Here is a 17,352-nt window from a genome sequence, read left to right as displayed (position 1 = left end):
CACAACAATCGTGCTCAGAAGCATCGCGGCAACTACGTATCCACCCTTCCGAACGCGCACATTGCTTCGCTCGAGAGGTACGCTTCTTCCACTGATCGTGAAGGAGATGATGACAGCCGGAACAAGCCAGCTGATAAGTGCAGGAACAAAGAGAGCAAAAAACGCACCGAATGGAACTACGCCCTTCTGCCAGACCATCAGCGTCGTAATGTCCCCAAATGGGGAAAATGCTCCTCCTGCGTTTGCCGCGACTACAATGTTCACGAGAGTTCCGACGATCGCTTTCCTATCCTTGCCCAAGGCGGAGATTGCGAGTGTTCCGTCGACCAGGGCTGTGGTCAGGTTGTCAGCTATCGGAGATAGCAGGAAGGCGATTATGCCGGTGAGCCAGAACACCCCTCGATTTGACAGACGGAGTATCGTGAGCCGCGATCGGAGAGCCTCAAACACATTTCGCTCCACCATCGCGTTCACGAAGCTGGTTGCGGAAAGGAGAAAGAGGAACAGCTCAGAGAATTCGAGCAAGACGTGCCGCAATCTCACGCTCACATCTGCGCCTCCACCCTTGAGTTGAAAATCGACTGCAACCAGGATCCAGATAAGGCCAGCTGCTACCATTACAGGCTTCGATTTACGCAGATGAAGGAACTCCTCTGCGAATACGAAAATGTAGGCCAAGCAGAAAAGGCCTACGATCGCGGGGCCACAAAATGAGTTGGTGAGCGGCATCAGGTTTACCAGTCCTTAATTTGCAGCGAGATCGGATTGGCCGGCCTTACGTCCTCCAAATGGAGAAATCCAGCCGATCGTTCCAGCTTGAACCACGGTTGAAAACACCGTGACGATGAACGTCGCACCTAAAATCCAGGAACGAGTTGCCGGATAGGGCACCGCTAACGCCAGCGCTATCGGTATACCGCCTCTGCATCCTCCCAATACGTGCAACAGAGCCGATCGGCGCTCCCAAAAACCCCTCTTTGAGAAATGGAGTATTGCGATGCGAGTTGAAGCGAATCGCACGAGGAGTGTGGCGAGAAGTCCTGCAAGGCCGGCAGTGATTGCGGTGGCGTTCATGCCGTTAGCTGCTATCCAAAGTCCCAGCATGACAAAGAGCACGGAATTCTCTATATCGGCGATTGCGTTCCAGAAATCCGGCGAAGGAGTCTCCTCAACATCTTCGCGCTGCCGATCGCAGCTGGACAGTCGAAACGCGAGCCCGGATGCCACAGCTTCGAGCGGACCTGCCAGTCCAAAATTCTGCGATGTAAGAAAAGCTATGCACAGTAGCGCACCGACGACCAGGACCGTTGTCGCACGATCCTCAAGACCATCAATCGCCCGCGCGCCAGCCCAGCCGGCAGCAAGACCAAGCATCACGCCGCCAACGGCCTGTATGAGCAATAGAAGGGTGCTCTTCCACGCGGCAGACGACTCAGATTGTGTCAACTGGAGTATGGCGATGAAAAGCGATGCTGCAAATACGGAGTTGATGATTGATTCGCGTATTAACTGGCGTCGAAGATTGCCTGATGCCGAACTGTGAGCTAAGAGCCGCGCTTGGCCGACGGAATCCGTTGCAGAAACCAAGCTGCCGAAGAGCATGCATTCAGACCAGTCGATGGCACCACGCGAGATGGAGCTGATGACGCCGGCCACTCCGAAAGCAGTCAGCAGTCCTCGAAAGATCGCGGTACCGGATGACGCGATGTGTTTCCTTCCCAACGGGTTGAAACCAAAGCACGACGAGGCAGTAAACAGTAGAAGGGGAACCACTACATAGAAGAAGAGGCGAGACGGATCGAACACAGCCGTCAGATTTGCACACCATTGTCGAATGCCGCTCAATCGATTCCCACCAGAAACAAGGGCGACGGCCGCAAATGCGGTAAGCGCTGGAACACCAATCGTTGTTGTCTTGAGCCAGCGCAGGCTGATCCAACTAAGGACCGCAGTGATGGCACTCACGACGCTTATGGTTGTTAGCAAATCCATATCGTCGCCTCCAGGAGGTCGTTCCTCCGAATAGGTGATCGGCACCGAAGACGGTTTGAGAAGTCAGTGTCGAGAGTTCTATTGTTTCGATGGACGGATTGTATCTGGCTCGGGTGCTTTCCGACCACGCCAGAGCCGCCTGACCCCAACGAGTCGTTCCTGTCCCACTAGGCCGAATCGAGGGGCAGATGCCAGGGGCAGCAAGGCGATGGACGTCCTAACACAAACGTGCGCAGTTCAGCTCGAATGCGTGTTTTGGGGGTGTCGGGACGGGCCAAAAATTGGTCGGCCTCGCGTTAACAGAAAGGTGTGCCGATCGTACCAGAGCAGACAACTTCTTGAAGAATGCCAAACACATCAGTAGGGCAAATGCCCAAGATGGTGAGCGGAATGCGGCTGGATTGAGATCGACTACGGGAGACACGAGGACAGCGGCCACTACGATCAGCAGGAATGCCGCCAGACCGATGATAATAGCTCGTCTCATGCAGTTGAAATTATAGCTTTGAACTGTTGCCATCGATCAAAAACCGGAAGTTGCTGCTGCCGCTTGCTGCCGGAGTTGTGTGGGTCGAAGTAGATGAATACGCACCTGTTCTTCGATCTCAAATGAACAAGATTCGCTCACTGTGGGACGGCAACCAGTATTCGAAGCAGGAGCTTGGAACCATGTTCAGCGTGTCGAAGTCCACTATTGACCGAATCGTTAGACCGGCGCCGGTAAAACTCAAGGTTGCAGCCAAAGCACGGAAGACGAAGGGAACCACAATCAAGCGGAGGGGAGGGAAGTGATGCGAGTAATTTGCACTGGCGGCGGGTTTGACGTTGAGGGGGAAGTTATCGGCGGTGAAGACTTCGACCCGATCACTGGGACGTGCGATCTTGATTCAACTTTCACTGTACGCTGCGATGATGGGGCATTGTTCCAGGTCCACGGTTGGATGGTTGAGGTTGAGGCAGTTGAATCCCGACGTACTTTGGTCATGTAAACGATGAAGAGAAAGTCTATTCAGCGTGCGATCTGTTGTCCCTGTAGGTGCGAGAAGATTCTTGCGTTGGGACTCTGTGCGACTTGCTACACGCTGAAGAGGCAGGACGACGAATACTTCGGCGGCCATCGTGAGACTGTTCTTACGCGAGATGGCCATCTATGTAGAATCCCCGGTTGCATGAGCCTCAAACGCGGAAAGCGGTCATTGGCCGTGCATCATCGCGAGCCGGGAAACAACAACCCCGATCTCATGATCACGCTCTGCCTGGGGCATCATGCTGTGGTAACCCGAACGCAGATGCTTCGTAAGGAATGGCCGGAGCTGCTTCGCGTTCTATGGCGTGAGCAGCATCCCGAAGCGCACGAACAAACGGTCCTGAACTTTGCGGTAGAACCGGTGGCAGTAAAGCTCGTTCTTCTATTTCCAGAGGATCGAATGGTACTCAAATAGAAAATGGAGGGTAGGGAAGAAGCGTGTATATGTAGCGATGGCGGCACTGATCTGTTTGGCGGGATGCAAATCGGAATCTAACGCACCTAGCGTCACTGAAAAGTCGATCATTCAAAAGCTGGTGGACGCAGGACTCAATCCTAACGATCTAAAGCAGGCTGACGCGGCGGGTATGCAAATATGGCTAGGCCAGCATCCAGAGGCAGGGAAGAGCATCGCGTCACAGTGTAAGGCTGCAATGAAAGACGATATGTCGTGGAAGCTCTCAGAAGAGGGCCGGATCTGCCTGGGAGATAAGTTTGCTGGATATATCAACTGATCTAAGGACTCGGAGGAGGTAACGGAGCAGATCTACGCCGAGAGCTTCAAGGGCTCCGATCACCTCAAGCAGATCCAGACCGAGGCTCAGGCTCTGGTAAACGCCGCCATCGCCTGAGCCGCCTGCCAGACGGCGCAGCTCTGAGAACTACTGCCCCGTCTGGTAGCGAATCGCCGCCAGGCTCTGCTGATAGTCATACCGCGCATTCGTGTTGCCGATCTCCGCCGAGGTCTGCGCCAGCTCTGCCTGACTCAGCTCCACGATACTGCTCAGTCCCAGCTTGTATCGCGTCTGCGCCAGGTCCAGCGCCTGGTTCGCCTGCGCCAGCAGCTTCGCCGTCACGCTCATCCTCTCATACGCCGACCGCGCGCCGAGCCACGACACCCGCACATCCCGCGCAATCCTGTTTCTCAGGTCGCGCACCTGCTCGCGAGCCGCATCTGCCATGTAGTCGGCCTCCTTCGCGCGTGCTGAATACAACCCGCCATTGAAGACCGGAACGCTGATGTTCACCCCCGCCGCTCCGTACCACGACGAGGTGATCTGATCGGCGCGGACTGGCGCTCCGCCAGCCGCTCCCAGAGCAGAGATCGTCGGCCGCCATAGATCGTGCTCCGCCTTCCGAAACCTTTCCGCCGCCTTGAACTGATCGTCCAGCGCCGCAAGGTCCGGTCGCGAACGCATCGCCAGCGCCGTCAGCGAGTCCACATCCTGTGCCGGAGTCGGCAGCTCTCCTTTCGTGTCGTCCACCAGGACAAAGTTCTGCTGCCGCTCGTACCCCATCACCGTGCTCAGATCGGCAAATGCGGCGTCCTCGGCATTCTGAGCATCCAGCAGCAGCAGCTTTGCCTGGTTCAGGTTCACATCGGCAAAGCTCTGGTCCAGAGTTGACCTCAGCTTTGCGCTCGCCAGCGATCCAATCAGGTCCGCATTATCCTGCCGGAATGCCACCGTCTTCTTCGCTACGTTCACGACGGCCTGCGCCGCGAGCGCGCGATAAAAGGCCGCATCGACGGCCAGGCGAATGTCCTGCTCCGTCGCCATCGCATCGGACTGCTGCGCCTTCTCACGCAACCCCGCACTCGCCACAAGGTTGTGCGTCCGGCCAAAGTCCGTAATCAGCTGGCTCACCGTAACGCCTCCGGCCGCGCGCGTATACAGCACCGGGTTGTTGAGAAATCCGGCAGTTACGCGGCCACCATCATGCGCCTGCACCGCCGTCAGGTTTCCCGCCACCGTCGGCAACTCAGTCGATTTCACCTCGCGAGTCACCTGCCCCTGCGCCAGCGCCAGCAGCCGCGCTATGGTGACTTGCGGATGATTCTTCAGCGCAATCGCCTCGGCGTCCGACACCGTTAGATTCGTCGCCGCGGGCGCGCCGGCGGCATTCGTCTGAGCCCCTGCCAGCGACGGCAGCATCATCCCCAACACACAACATCCCCACCACCCGCTTGCCAGAGCAGTCCTAAACCGTCTCACGAACAACCTCCTCCTTACGATGCACAAGCAGATATGCCGCGGGAACGACGAAGATTGTCACGATCACGGACACTGTTAGGCCCCCGATAATGGCCCGCGCCAGCGGAGCATACTGCTCGCTGCCCGCCTCCAGCGCAAGCGCCATCGGCACCATGCCCAGAATCGTCGCCAGCGAGGTCATCAGCACCGGACGCAGACGCACGCGACAAGCCTCCGCCACCGCCTCTTCAATTGGCATCCCCACGCGGCGCAGCGTGCGTGTGAACTCGACGATCAGAATCGAGTTCGACACTACGATGCCCGTCATCATGATCACGCCCATCAGCGACATTACATTCAGCGTCGTGTGCGTCATCAGCAGGAACACAATCACGCCGGTAATCCCCGGGGGAATCGCAAGCAGAATGATCAGGGGGTCGATGAACGAAGCAAACTGCGCCATCAGAATCAGGTACACCAGCACGATCGAGAGAATCAGCCCGATACCGAAGCTCTTGAACGACTGCCGCATCCCCTCCACCGATCCGCGCAGCGTCACCAGAACTGTATCCGGTACATGCGTATTGGCAATCACCTTGTCGACGCGGTTCGCCAGCCCTCCCAGGTCCTCCCCGGAGGGCGACACGTAGATATCGATGACGCGGCGAAGCTGATAGTGATCAACCTCCGTCGGGGTGTCGATGTTCTTCACATCAGCCACCTCCCCCAGCGTCGTCACGCTCGCTCCATCCTTCGAGTGAAGCGGAATCTGCTGGAAGTCCGTCATGGATTTCACCTGCCTGTCCCTGTACTGCACCGTCAGCAGGTAGTTATTGCCGCTCTTGGGATCGACCCAGTAGCTTGGCGCAATCATGCCGTTTGAACTCAATGCCGTGATCACGTTGTTGACAACCTCGCGAGACGTCAGCCCCAACTTCGCCGCCATCTCTCGATTCACGTTCAGCTGAATTCCCGGATAGTCCAGGTCCTGCGGGATCAGTACATCGCTGACACCCTTCAAGCCGCGGATCTTCTGCGCCAGTTCGTTCGCAGTGCGATACGCCTCGTGCATATTGTTGCCGCTCACCTGAATATCAATCGGAGCCGGCAATCCGAGGTTCACCACCGCGTCCACCAGGCCGCCCGTCTGGAAGTACGTCGACAGCTCCGGTAGATCGTCGCGCAACTTCTCGCGTACCCGCCCCATGTACTCAAAGCTGCTCTTCGAGTGCTCCTTCTTCAGGCTCACCTGCACAAACGCCGTGTGCATGCCGGAGTTGCTCGTATAGATCGCCGAAAAGTCCGGCGTAATCCCGATGTTCGACACGATCATGCCGAGGTCCTTCTCCGGCACAACCGAACGAATGTCCGCCTCCACCCGCGCAATGTACTGGTCCGTCAGCTCCAGCCTCGTACCTGTCGGCGCCTTCACGTTGATCACAAACTGCCCCGGGTCCGTTCGCGGAAAGAAGGACAGCCCCATGAATGGATACAGTCCAAGGCTCAGCAGGAATACTCCCACCACCCCCAGCACCACGGACGACGGCCTCAGCAAGCTCCGACGCACCAACTTGTCATAGCGCATCAGGCTCCGGTCGTAGCGTCGGTTGAACCCCCGCACAAATCTCTCGAACGGATTGCCTCCCTCGTGATGACCCGCCTCATGATGTGCGTCGCGCAAAAAGCGCGCGCAGAACAGCGGCACGACCGTCATCGCAACCGCGTACGAGGCAAACAGCGACAGCACCACGCTCAACGCCAACGCCACAAACAGAAACCGGCTGACGCCATACAGAAACACCACCGGAAAGAACACGATCGACGTCGTAAACGTCGCCGCCAGAACCGGCAGCGCCACCTCGCGCCCGCCTTCCTCCGCAGCCTTCTCCGCCGACTTGCCCATCTCCATATGTCGGAAGATGTTCTCCAGCACCACCACCGAGTTATCGATCAGTCGCGAGAACGCCAGCGCCAATCCTCCCAGCACCATGCTGTTGATCGTTCCGCCACCAATGTTCAACGCAAGAAACGCCGCCAGCGCCGACAACGGAATCGACAGCATCACCGCCACCGTCGCCCGGAAGTTCCCCAGGAACACAAGAATCATCATCGCCGTAAGCACCAGGCCGATGCCACCCTCGCTTCCCAGGTTCGCAATCGCCGTCTTCACAAACGCCGACTGATCGAACACCACCTTCGTCACCAGCGTCTTCGGCACATCCAGCAGCCTCCCGATCGCCGTACGCACACCGTTGACCACGGCAATCGTGCTGCCGCCGCCTCCCTGCTTCAGAATCGGTAGATACACCGAGTGCTGTCCGTCCACACGCACCACGTTCGTCTGAATCGCCGACGCGTCCTTCGCTACTCCAACATCTGAAACCAGAAGCTGTCCGCCATTGATGCTCTTCAACGGCATGCGATCGATATCTTCCGTCGTCGGGGCCTGAGCGTTTGTGTAAATGTTGTAGTCTTTCGGCCCGATCCGCACATCGCCCGACGGCAGAATCGTGTTCGACTCATTCACCGTCCGCACCACATCCATCAGGCTCAGTTGGCTCGCCTCCAGCTTCATCGGATCCACATACACCTGGATCTGCCGGTACTTTCCTCCGAACGGCTGCGGCACCGAAGCTCCCGGCACGCTCGCAATCTGGTTCCGTACCGAAAACTGCCCTAGGTCATGCAGCTCCGTCTCGTTCAGTCCCTCGCCCTTCAGCGTAATCAGACAAACCGGCAAACTCGAAGCGTCGAACTTCAGCACCACCGGCGGCAACGTTCCTGGAGGCAGTCGCCTCAACTGCGCCATCGCCAGGTTCGAGATCGTTCCAACCGCAGCGTCTGCATTCGTACCGGGCTGAAAGTACACCTTAATCAGACTCACGCCCGTCAACGATCGCGATTCGATATGGTCAATTCCGCTTCCCAGCGTAAAAAAGCGCTCGAACGGATTCGTAATGGTCGCTTCAATCTGCTCAGGCGGCATGCCGTTGTAAAACGTCGCCACTACCACCACGGGAATGTTAATATCCGGAAAAAGGTCCACCGGCATCCGCGCCACCGTCACCGATCCCACCACGGCAACAATCAGGCACAGCATGATAATGAAGAACGGATAGCGAATCGCAAATCCTGACATCGCTACTGCTCCTTCCCGGCCGAAGCCTGTGCCATCGCACTAGGCCGCGCATCGACATACTGGCCCGGTTCGAATGATGCGAGATTGCCCACAATCACGCGCTCTCCCTCATGCAGGCCATCCACCACCTGCACCACCTCCGGGGTCTCCAGTCCCGTCCTCACCGCGCGCCGCTCCACCGTGCGATCTCGCTTCACTACCAGTACCGACGCTCCATTCGTCTCGCGATCCAGCGCCTGAACAGGAATCGTCAGCGCATCAGGACTGCCTGCGATTCGCAACGTCACATCCGCATACATCCCAGGCGTCAACGCTCCCTTCGCATTTGCAACATCCACCTCAACCTGCAGGCTTCGGGTCGCGCGATCCAGAGCTCCGGTCGTTCGCACCACCTTTCCGCTAAAGTGGTTGCCCGTAGCCTGTACACGCACTTCGGCCACATCGCCATCGCGAACATACCCTGCCAGCGACTCCGGCACCGGAATCCGCAGCCGCAGCACATTCACCTGCGCCACCTTCACCACCGGCATCGATCCCGCATTCGACGTGCCCGCCTGAATCAGCGCGCCCGTATCCGCATAGCGCCACGTCACCACGCCATCGAACGGCGCCGTGATCCGCGAGTAGTCCGCCAGCGACGAGTAGTGCAAATGTTCCGCAGTCGCCACAGCCATCTGCTGCTCCTGCGCCGCAACCGTCGACTTTGCTACCGCCACCTGAGCTTCGGCGGCGCGGTCCTTCGCCTCCGCATCATCCAGTTCCTGCTGCGCAATCATCCCCGGCCGCGCCGCCGAAGCCTGCCGCAGACGATCCGCGGCCATGTGCAGTGCCTGGTGATTCGCCTCCGCACGCAACACCTCACTCTTCGCCAGCGAAATCTCTTCCTGGCTGTGCCGCACACCGGCCTCTGCGCCTGTCACCTGCGCATTCAGCTCCGGAACCTCCAGCGTCGCCAGCACCTGTCCTGTGCGAACCTTGTCGCCGATGTCCACATTAATCCGCCGGATATAGCCCGCAACCTTCGCATGCAACTCCACCTCCTGGAAGGGCACAAACTCACCTGCAACCGACAACGTCTTCTCAACCGGACCTCTCTCCACCATGGCCACCGCAGCACGCGCTACCGTTGCCTTACTATCCGGTTTCGGATCGTCGCCCTTGCAACCACACACAGCAACCACAACCCCGGCCATACACAATCCCGGCAGCACTCGACGCCAGGTCCACAAAGACCAATTCATAGTCAGCTCGCTCAAAATCACTTCCCGGTTGAAGACTTTAAAGACAGCACTCGCCGAAGACACATGGTCTTCAAGGCAGATCACAAGCAGCCTGTCAGAAGGATTTAGCGAACGGGGGGAGCTCTTAACGGAGATGGTCGCGCAAACCGATCCCGCCGGACGGCAATCGCAGCCTCATGCCGCAGCCACACGCCGCCGCGGTCCAGCAGAACCAACGTTCCGCCGATCGCAACGACCACCATCAGAAATACGGAAAGCTCGGTAACTGACTGAAGCGAAGCCTGCTCCGGCACTTCCGACGACGCCATCACAGCGGCCTCATCGTGCGCCTCATGCTGCCACATCTTGCTCGAGGCCAGCGACCGTATCTGCTGGCTCTTCGGCTGGTAAAGCGAAAGCTTCGCCGCGAACGAAAACACGAGCACCAGAAGGCACAGCGCCAAAACAGCGAACCGCGCCAACCGCTCATGTTTCGTCCTGCCGAATGTCAAGAACATTTCCTTCCACGATAGCATCGCCGGGCAGAACTCGACCGCAGCCTGGCAGTTGGACGCTGTTTATCGCCCATCGTTAGTATAGCCGAAGGCCCGCAGAGACAATCCTCGGCGCACCCAGCGTCAGCAGCGGCGTATCGGGAGACTTCGTTCGCTACACCACTCTCTCCATCCCCCGCGCTAGCGGGTTAGTTCTGACGGTCAAACCGGAGGTAGCTTCCAAGACAACCAGCCATCGGTTGGGCCACAATGACCAGGGGTGGCCGGAGGCCACGAACTCTCCCACCAAGGTCTGCACAGGCGAGTGAAGATGAAAGAACAGTCACAACGGCGTGCCTGAAACCTGTTTTCCGATTGGGCCCTCACATGGCCGAGGGGTTTCGAAGGACAGGCACGCGGCGTATCTCATCATGGCCAGGAGACTCCACTCTCCACACATAGGCTGATTAGATAAGGGCGAAGACTCACACAGCGCCCGGTAGACTGTGGTTGGTTTAGAGACCAGGGTCAGCGGGAGGAGGAGTCCGATGATCATAATAGGTTGTGATTTTCACCCTAGCTTTCAACTAATCGCCATGCTCGATACCGAGACTGGAGCAACCGAAGAACACAAGCTGATGCACACAAGCGGAGAAGCCGAAAGTTTCTATCGGAAGCTGGCTTCGCCAGCGGTCGTTGGCATTGAAACCGTAGGAAACGATCAGTGGTTCGTGCAGCTGTTGCAGAAGTTGGGTCACGAGGTACGTGTTGGGGACGCGGCGCAAATTCGTGCCAGCTACGTGCGGAAGCAGAAAACAGATCGTCGAGATGCAAAACACATACTGCAGCTGCTGGTGGAAGGAAGGTTCCCGCGTATCTGGATACCAGACGCCGGGATGCGGGATCATCGCCAATTGCTGATCCACCGTCACAAACTGGTGCAGATACGTACCCGGGTCAAGAATGAATTGCAGCATCTCATGCTGAACCAAGGGATGCAGAAAAAGCAGAAACTGTGGAGCACGGAGGGCCGGGCAGCGCTCGCATCCCTCCCGCTGGAGCCATGGACAGATCGACGCAGGAAGGATTTACTGAACTTACTGGCGATGCTGGATGCTCAGCTCGAGAGCCTCGACGATGCAGTGACGCGAGTGGCTAAAGAGTATCCAGGTGTGCCTCTACTGATGAGTCAGCCAGGAGTAGGTGCTGTCACCGCACTTGCCTTTGTGCTCACCCTGGGAGATGTGCATCGCTTTCCACGTGGCAAGCAGGTCGCCTCTTATTTGGGATTGGTGCCTCGCGAGCACTCATCCGGAGGAAAGCAGCGGATGGGTGGGATCAGCAAACAAGGCAACCGTCTCTTGCGATTTCTTCTTGTGGAAGCAGCCAACATCGCGGTGCGCTTCGATCCTGAATTGCGAAAAGAATATCTGCATCGCTGCCATCAGAAACACTTCACCGTCGCCAAGGTGGCGACGGCTCGTAAGCTTGCGGTACGGATGTACTGGATGCTTCGCACGCAGACACCGTATCCGCAGGTTCTTTCATCGAGAGTAGCCTGAAATGTATTCTGGTCAGCGCAAGCCTCACCGACAGGCTGAGTAGGCGCCCTCGCACCCAATAAAGATTGGGTGTCCGAATAAGCAATCATGGTCGTAGTCGTGACCGAATTGATGGTTGGTGGAGAACGCTCCACCCAAGATGATTCGACAAAGGGGTCCGCTCAGACTCTGGTCTCTAAGCTCTGACTCCGAGCGTTGCTCCAAAGCAGCGGGCGGGGACAACTTTGTCCTTGACAACATCTTCGCCCTTATTGACGGATACATTGACGCAGACTTTCTTCCTCTCAACACTTTTCCCTTGCAGTCAGACGGCGGACCATACATTTGAGAAAGTTCTCAGCAAGTTACCGAAATTGAGACATTGCAGGTGCGCAATGTGGATCGTTTCACCATCGGGCTAAAGAACACTTGATCAATCTCGTGTCTTCTCGCTTATTCCGCGCGCAGTGCCTCCATAGGTTGAATGCTGGCTGCTCGGTACGCGGGTAAATAGGCCGCGAGCATAGCGATTGCCATGAAGAATACGCTGACTGTAACTAAAGTGAGCAAGTCATGCGGTTTCACTCCAAAGAGCACGGCTGAAAGCAGATGGGCGACAGAGAGGGAGGCGATTGCTCCGATTGTACCGCCCGCAAGGGCCACGAGGGCGCTTTCTTGGAGCACCGCAAGCAAGATCGTCGCCCGCTGCGCGCCGAGTGCGAGCCGCAGGCCAAGCTCCCGAGTGCGTTGAGCTACGGTGTACGAGATAACTCCATAGAGACCAATCGCAACGAGCAGAACGGAGAGGCCAGCGAAGACGCTAAGCGTGAAAAGCTCGAACCGCACCAGTGATTCGTTCACATTGAGTCGCTGTTGCATGGTTTCGATATCGTATATGGGCTGGGTGGGATCGACCGAAGCCACAGCCCTGCGTATCGACGGCAGCAGCGAAACAGGATCTATCCTCGATCGCAGGACGAATGTCATATAGCCCCAGTCCTGCTGGGTGTAGGGAATGTAGTACTCGGGGATTCCATCTTCGCGTGGTCCGAAACGCCGGTTTGGCTCTACGACACCGACCACAGTTGGATGCTCTTTGCAAAAAAACTCGCATTGAATCTGCTGGCCTATCGGGTTTTGCTGAGGCCAGAGCTTGCCGGCCAGGTCGCGGGTGACGATGATGACTTTGGCGCCGGCGCGTGTGTCGCTGGCAGAAAAGTCTCGGCCCTGAAAGATAGGAATGCCCATAGTGGTGAAATACCCATGGCTTGCGAAGCGCGGCGCGGCTGCGACGGGCTTCGCGCCCGCGTCTCCGGAAGTGAGCGCCGGACTCACCGGAAGCAGCATGTCCCCTCTTGTATCCAAAGGAGGATTACTGCTGGCGCCGACGCTTTCAACGCCGGGAAGAGAAGACAACTTCTCCAGAACGTTTGAGTAAAACTGGGATATTGCAGGGTTCGTGGAATCGTTGCGCTGGTATCGTTCGCCGTGAAGCGCAACCGAAAAGCTGACAATGCCGTGGGTGTCGAAGCCGAGCGGTACCCTATTCAAATTTGCCATCGTGCGCAGCAAGAGGCCGGCTCCGATCAGCAGCACGAAGGCGAGCGCCATCTCCCCGGAGATAAGGAACTTGCGGAAGAGATTGCCCGAGTTGGAGGTTCGCCAGACTCCAGTTTGAAGAACGGCAGCAGGATCTTCGCGCCCAGCCAGAAATGCCGGTACGATGCCGAACGCAAAACCGGTGAGGAGCGCGACAACTGCGGTGAAAGCCAGCACTGGAAGTTCGATCGCGGGGCGCGGGAACGGCCCCAGAGCTGCTGGCCGGTAGTAGTAGAGGAGACGGAGTGCACCCTGAGCGAAGAGGATCCCAAGCGTTCCGCCGCAGAGCGCAAGAAGTGTGGACTCGACCAGCTGCTGCTGAACGAGCCGTCCCCGCGCGGCCCCCAGAGCGGCGCGCACAGCGAACTCTCTTCTGCGTTCGGCTGTACGGACGAGCATGAGGCTGGCGATATTTGCGCAGGCGATGAGAAGAACCAATGAGACCGCCCCCATCAACATCCATAAAGAGGAACGGATAGCTTTTGTAAGCTCAGCGGCGATTGGCGTGAGTTTAGGCAGGTCGTCCGGTGATATTTGCTCTCCTCTTTTGAGAAGCCGTTTAGCTCTTGCCTCGAATTCGGAGCCTACCTCTTCGCCGGAAACACCTGGTTTGGCGCGAACCAATACCGACGTGAAAAAGGCTCCCCCCTCCCGTAAGGCCGTGTGTTCATCGAAAAGCGTGGCGACCCAGAGATCTGAGCGGGCTGGGAAATCCATCTGCGCAGGGAGAACGCCGATGATGGTCAAATCGAAGCCGTTTACCTGGATAGTTTGTCCCAATGCATCTGGATTCGCGTGGAATGCCTGTTGCCAGAGGCGATGGCTGATGAGGACGACGTGGTCGTCTCCAGGGGTATCTTCCTCGGGCCTGAAGCTGCGTCCGATCTGCGGTGCCACGCCGAGGACATCGAAAAAGCGCGCGCTGGTCTCTACTGCTTGTAGCCGGACAGGGGTGCTGGTTCCGGTTACGACGTTCACGCCTGCAGTGGAATACATCGCGGCGCTCTCGACGGTGTGGAACGATTGAGCGGCCGCGCGAAAAGCCCCGCTGTAATCCTTGGACGACATGTTGTAGCCAAGGCCAGCAGCCCAGGCATTGTCAACGTTCAATACTCGGTTCGGTTCACGAAAGGGAAGCTGGTGCAGCAGAATGGTATGAACGATGGTGAAAACGGCGGTATTAGCTCCGATGGTCAGTGCGAGAGTCAGGATGGTCATTAGCGCGAAGCCAGGCGATTTGGTCAATTGACACAGAGCATAGCGCAGATCGCGGTCCAGACCGTCGAGCCAGTTCCAGCTCCACATTTGGGTGGTAACGTCCTTGACGAGCGGAACGTTGCCGAACTCTCGCATAGCGTCCGTTCTCGCCTGAGCTGGGGATTGCCCGCGGTCAATCCGGTCCTGGATAGCCATCTGGAGGTGGGTTTGAATCTCCCGTTCCAGGTCGGTTTGGCGTCTCGCAAAGGACCTCGGCCAGAAATTCATGACGCACCTTCCTTCGGTTGAGGACCCATGATTGCAGCGATTACCTCTACCATCTGCTGCCAGCGGTTGCGGTCCGACGCGAGCTGCGTCTTGCCGGCGGCGGTAATGCTGTAATACTTCGCGCGTTGGTTGCTCTCGGTGAGCTTCCACTCTGATCGAACCCACTTCTGGCGTTCGAGGCGGTGAAGCGCAGGGTAAAGCGAACCGGTCTCGACCTGGAGGGCTTCGCTCGAATTGATGAAGAGTGTTTGGACAATACCGTAGCCGTGCTGCGGCCCCCACCGTAATGTCTGGAGGATGAGCATGTCGAGCGTACCTTGCAGTAGCTCGATTCGGTTCTTGTAGTCGTTCCTTCGGATCATAGATGTAGACACTCTACTCCCTGACAACGCAGAGTGTCCAGGTGTCTTGCAGAAAGGATCGTTTGCGCACGATCCCCTGTCTGAACCCAAATCGCCGCCTTTTGGCTTGCGAAAAGGTATTGCGATTGGCTCAACAATGGCGACGGGTTTGTGCAACGACGTCTTACCGTACGATTTTGGACGTTTGGTGTAGTGACCCCTACACCGGAGGCTTCAGCCGCTTCGTTACCTCCACGACCGCTCCGATTGCTACCGGCTGGAACGAAAGTTGCCGGGCGGGATTCGCACCCGCTGGAAAACCGTGCCTTTGCACGGCGCACACAATAGAGCACGCTAAGACCGCGTGGACGGGTGAATTGAGCCCTCGATGCGCAAAAACATACCGTTTGCTCAATAGCTTATTGTGTTGAAGGGCTCTTTTGATGAGTAGCTTCTGGTTTACCCGTCACCCTCCCAGAACTCGAAGTCCAAAATTCCGCCCGCAGTGTTTGGTGAGTGACTCAGAGATTTGTACTAAACCCGCTCCGCGGGTAGGTGGAAGCGTGGTAGATTTTTTGGCAGGACAAATTGCATGTTACGCACGGCAGTCACAACGCTTCCGCTCAAGTCAGCACAAAATAGCTGCGATGGATTGAATCCCCATAAAGCAATTGTCCTGCCAAAACCTCTCCGGGTTTAGTACAAATCGCCGTATCCACAATGCTCGCTCCAAAATCTTTTGCAGGCCAAACTCTGCCTGCCGAGCACTGTCGATACGACGCTATGGATTTCTCAACAAGTGAGAATGTGGCAATGCGTTTTGCTGCCCCCCACGCAGCATCCAGATTCGAAGGACGTTCGCCAGAGTCGCCTAATGTATTCTTGTTGCCGATGCTCACACAAAATCTGCTGACAATACAAACGAGTTGCGAAAAGACGTGCGGCTCCTGTAATCGGTGGGGCCAGATGAAGAAAATTGCTGTGTGCTTGATTTTGTCCATCGCTATCTCCGCGCTTTCGGAGAGAGTCTTGTGGACGGAGCCAGCAGGAGATTCTTCCGCGCATAGCGTGCAGTTTCTCACCGTGGAGAACGACGTAAAGCTCGAGGTACTCGATTGGGGTGGCACCGGGCGTTCAATGGTTTTACTTGCGGGACTGGGAAACAACGCTCACGTATTTGACAAGTTCGCTCCAAAGCTCATTACGGGCTACCACGTCTATGGCATTACGCGTCGAGGCTTCGGCGCCTCGAGCGCTCCTGCTCCGGTAAACGACAACTACGCCGCTGACCGTCTCGGGGATGACGTGCTTGCTGTGATCGATGCGCTGAAGATCAATAAACCCATCCTGATAGGTCACTCAATCGCGGGCGAAGAGTTGAGCTCGATTGGTAGTCGGTACCCGGATAAGGTTGCAGGATTGATCTACCTTGATGCAGGTTACACTTACGCGTTCTATGATCCGGCTCGCGGAGATTTTGGAATCGACCTAAACTCCTTGAGGAAGCAGCTGGAATCTTTGAACTCGGGGCGTCCGATCCGGGAGGTCAAGGAAACGCTTCGGGAACTTTTACAGACGAGCCTGCCTCAGTTCGAAAAAGACTTGCTAAAGCTCCAGAAGTCGATGCAGGGAACCTCCGATTCGACGCCGCTGCCGCCGGAGACTCCTCAAATGCAGCTCACTCGGGCGATGATTGGCGGAATGCAGAAGTACACCGATATTAAATGCCCCGTTCTCGCAATCTATGCGTTGCCGCCTGACCCAGGTACAGCTGGATCTACCGACGCCGCAGACGTCCGAGCCGAAAAGTTAGCGCAAGCGAACGCGTTTGAAGCGGGAATACCTTCGGCCCATGTTGTGCGATTGGCGAAAGCAGATCACGACGTTTTCCGTTCGAACGAGGCGGATGTTCTGCGGGAGATAAATGCATTCGTGGCGAAGCTTCCCCAATAGCATCCAGCTGGCTACAGGTCTATGCAAACGACATCCCGAGAAATCGACTTTTCAGGCACCGCGAAGAGGGATCACTCCCGAGTTGCCTAGCCTGCATCATTCACGAAGGCTGAGCGAGCGGTTGTTGTGAGCGCGAGCTCGTGACGAAGGCTCGTTTGGCTGGGTGCTGTTGGTTGGATTGCGGTGAGGGGGAGCCTTGCCTAAGCGTTTGCTGGGGGTGGCGCCGTTTTTCGTGCGCAGTTCTCCTGATCCGCAAGTTGCGTGAGGGTGGGAAGTGAGGTTTTCTGGTCAGCCGAGGCGCGCTATCCCGGCGAGGCTCCGAATGCCAGGGCCACTTGCCGGAAGGCGGGAAGAAACGGGAACGACGCG

14 protein-coding genes are annotated in these 17,352 nt (G+C 57.2%); 5 read left to right on the top strand and 9 right to left on the bottom strand.

Annotated elements, in window-relative coordinates; translation table 11 throughout:
- Together nhaD and Q363_RS24085 are read right to left on the bottom strand one after the other, a co-directional pair.
- Positions 1 to 729, bottom strand: a 729-nt coding sequence (nhaD, locus tag Q363_RS24090; protein ID WP_169747106.1) for a sodium:proton antiporter NhaD, incomplete at its 3' end; no start/stop codon positions are given.
- Positions 730 to 744: 15 nt separating this feature from the next.
- The gene (locus Q363_RS24085) at positions 745 to 1,992 is read right to left on the bottom strand and encodes a cation:proton antiporter domain-containing protein (protein WP_035355829.1); all 1,248 of its coding nucleotides are present in this window, start codon (positions 1,990 to 1,992) and stop codon (positions 745 to 747) included.
- Positions 1,993 to 2,601: 609 nt separating this feature from the next.
- Between Q363_RS24085 and Q363_RS24080 the strand changes: the two genes are divergently transcribed.
- The 3 genes from Q363_RS24080 to Q363_RS24065 all read left to right on the top strand — a co-directional run bounded on the left by Q363_RS24080 (position 2,602) and on the right by Q363_RS24065 (position 3,753).
- A complete protein-coding gene (locus tag Q363_RS24080; protein WP_157467448.1) occupies positions 2,602 to 2,784 on the top strand; it encodes a hypothetical protein in 183 nt (60 codons plus the stop codon).
- Positions 2,785 to 3,161: 377 nt separating this feature from the next.
- A complete protein-coding gene (locus tag Q363_RS41055) occupies positions 3,162 to 3,434 on the top strand; it encodes a hypothetical protein (protein ID WP_157467446.1) in 273 nt (90 codons plus the stop codon).
- A gap of 37 nt (positions 3,435 to 3,471) precedes the next feature.
- On the top strand, positions 3,472 to 3,753 hold the full coding sequence (locus tag Q363_RS24065) for a hypothetical protein (protein ID WP_035355821.1): 282 nt from the start codon (positions 3,472 to 3,474) through the stop codon (positions 3,751 to 3,753).
- 147 nt (positions 3,754 to 3,900) lie between these two features.
- Here the strand turns inward: Q363_RS24065 and Q363_RS24060 are convergent, their stop codons facing one another.
- The 4 genes from Q363_RS24060 to Q363_RS24045 all read right to left on the bottom strand — a co-directional run bounded on the left by Q363_RS24060 (position 3,901) and on the right by Q363_RS24045 (position 10,082).
- Entirely contained in the window at positions 3,901 to 5,232 is a 1,332-nt protein-coding gene (locus Q363_RS24060) for a TolC family protein (RefSeq protein ID WP_035355834.1), read from the bottom strand.
- Complete coding sequence (locus Q363_RS24055) at positions 5,219 to 8,350, bottom strand: efflux RND transporter permease subunit (RefSeq protein ID WP_035355818.1); 3,132 nt, start codon at positions 8,348 to 8,350, stop codon at positions 5,219 to 5,221. Before Q363_RS24055 ends, Q363_RS24060 begins: the two co-directional genes overlap by 14 nt.
- 2 nt (positions 8,351 to 8,352) lie before the next feature.
- On the bottom strand, positions 8,353 to 9,606 hold the full coding sequence (locus Q363_RS24050) for an efflux RND transporter periplasmic adaptor subunit (RefSeq protein ID WP_157467444.1): 1,254 nt from the start codon (positions 9,604 to 9,606) through the stop codon (positions 8,353 to 8,355).
- An 89-nt stretch (positions 9,607 to 9,695) separates the two neighbouring features.
- Complete coding sequence (locus tag Q363_RS24045) at positions 9,696 to 10,082, bottom strand: hypothetical protein (RefSeq protein WP_157467442.1); 387 nt, start codon at positions 10,080 to 10,082, stop codon at positions 9,696 to 9,698.
- Between the two features lie 530 nt (positions 10,083 to 10,612).
- Between Q363_RS24045 and Q363_RS38970 the strand changes: the two genes are divergently transcribed.
- Positions 10,613 to 11,626: an IS110 family RNA-guided transposase gene (locus Q363_RS38970; protein ID WP_084080707.1), complete on the top strand. Its 1,014-nt coding sequence runs from the start codon at positions 10,613 to 10,615 to the stop codon at positions 11,624 to 11,626.
- 432 nt (positions 11,627 to 12,058) lie between these two features.
- Here the strand turns inward: Q363_RS38970 and Q363_RS24025 are convergent, their stop codons facing one another.
- The 3 genes from Q363_RS24025 to Q363_RS41050 all read right to left on the bottom strand — a co-directional run bounded on the left by Q363_RS24025 (position 12,059) and on the right by Q363_RS41050 (position 16,031).
- Complete coding sequence (locus Q363_RS24025) at positions 12,059 to 14,689, bottom strand: ABC transporter permease (RefSeq protein WP_035355805.1); 2,631 nt, start codon at positions 14,687 to 14,689, stop codon at positions 12,059 to 12,061.
- Positions 14,686 to 15,051: a PadR family transcriptional regulator gene (locus Q363_RS24020; RefSeq protein ID WP_035355802.1), complete on the bottom strand. Its 366-nt coding sequence runs from the start codon at positions 15,049 to 15,051 to the stop codon at positions 14,686 to 14,688. Before Q363_RS24020 ends, Q363_RS24025 begins: the two co-directional genes overlap by 4 nt.
- 602 nt (positions 15,052 to 15,653) lie before the next feature.
- Positions 15,654 to 16,031, bottom strand: a complete 378-nt coding sequence (locus Q363_RS41050) for a hypothetical protein (RefSeq protein WP_157467440.1) — start codon at positions 16,029 to 16,031, stop codon at positions 15,654 to 15,656.
- A 28-nt stretch (positions 16,032 to 16,059) separates the two neighbouring features.
- Between Q363_RS41050 and Q363_RS24015 the strand changes: the two genes are divergently transcribed.
- Positions 16,060 to 16,983 carry an alpha/beta fold hydrolase gene (locus tag Q363_RS24015; RefSeq protein ID WP_245632429.1) on the top strand — a complete coding sequence of 308 codons (924 nt, stop codon included), beginning with the start codon at positions 16,060 to 16,062 and terminating at the stop codon, positions 16,981 to 16,983.
- Positions 16,984 to 17,352: the final 369 nt, after the last annotated feature.

The organism is Edaphobacter aggregans DSM 19364, from assembly GCF_000745965.1.
Taxonomy (GTDB): domain Bacteria; phylum Acidobacteriota; class Terriglobia; order Terriglobales; family Acidobacteriaceae; genus Edaphobacter; species Edaphobacter aggregans.
Note: the sequence above shows the minus strand (reverse complement) of the source record. Positions and strands in the feature narration are given on the sequence as shown.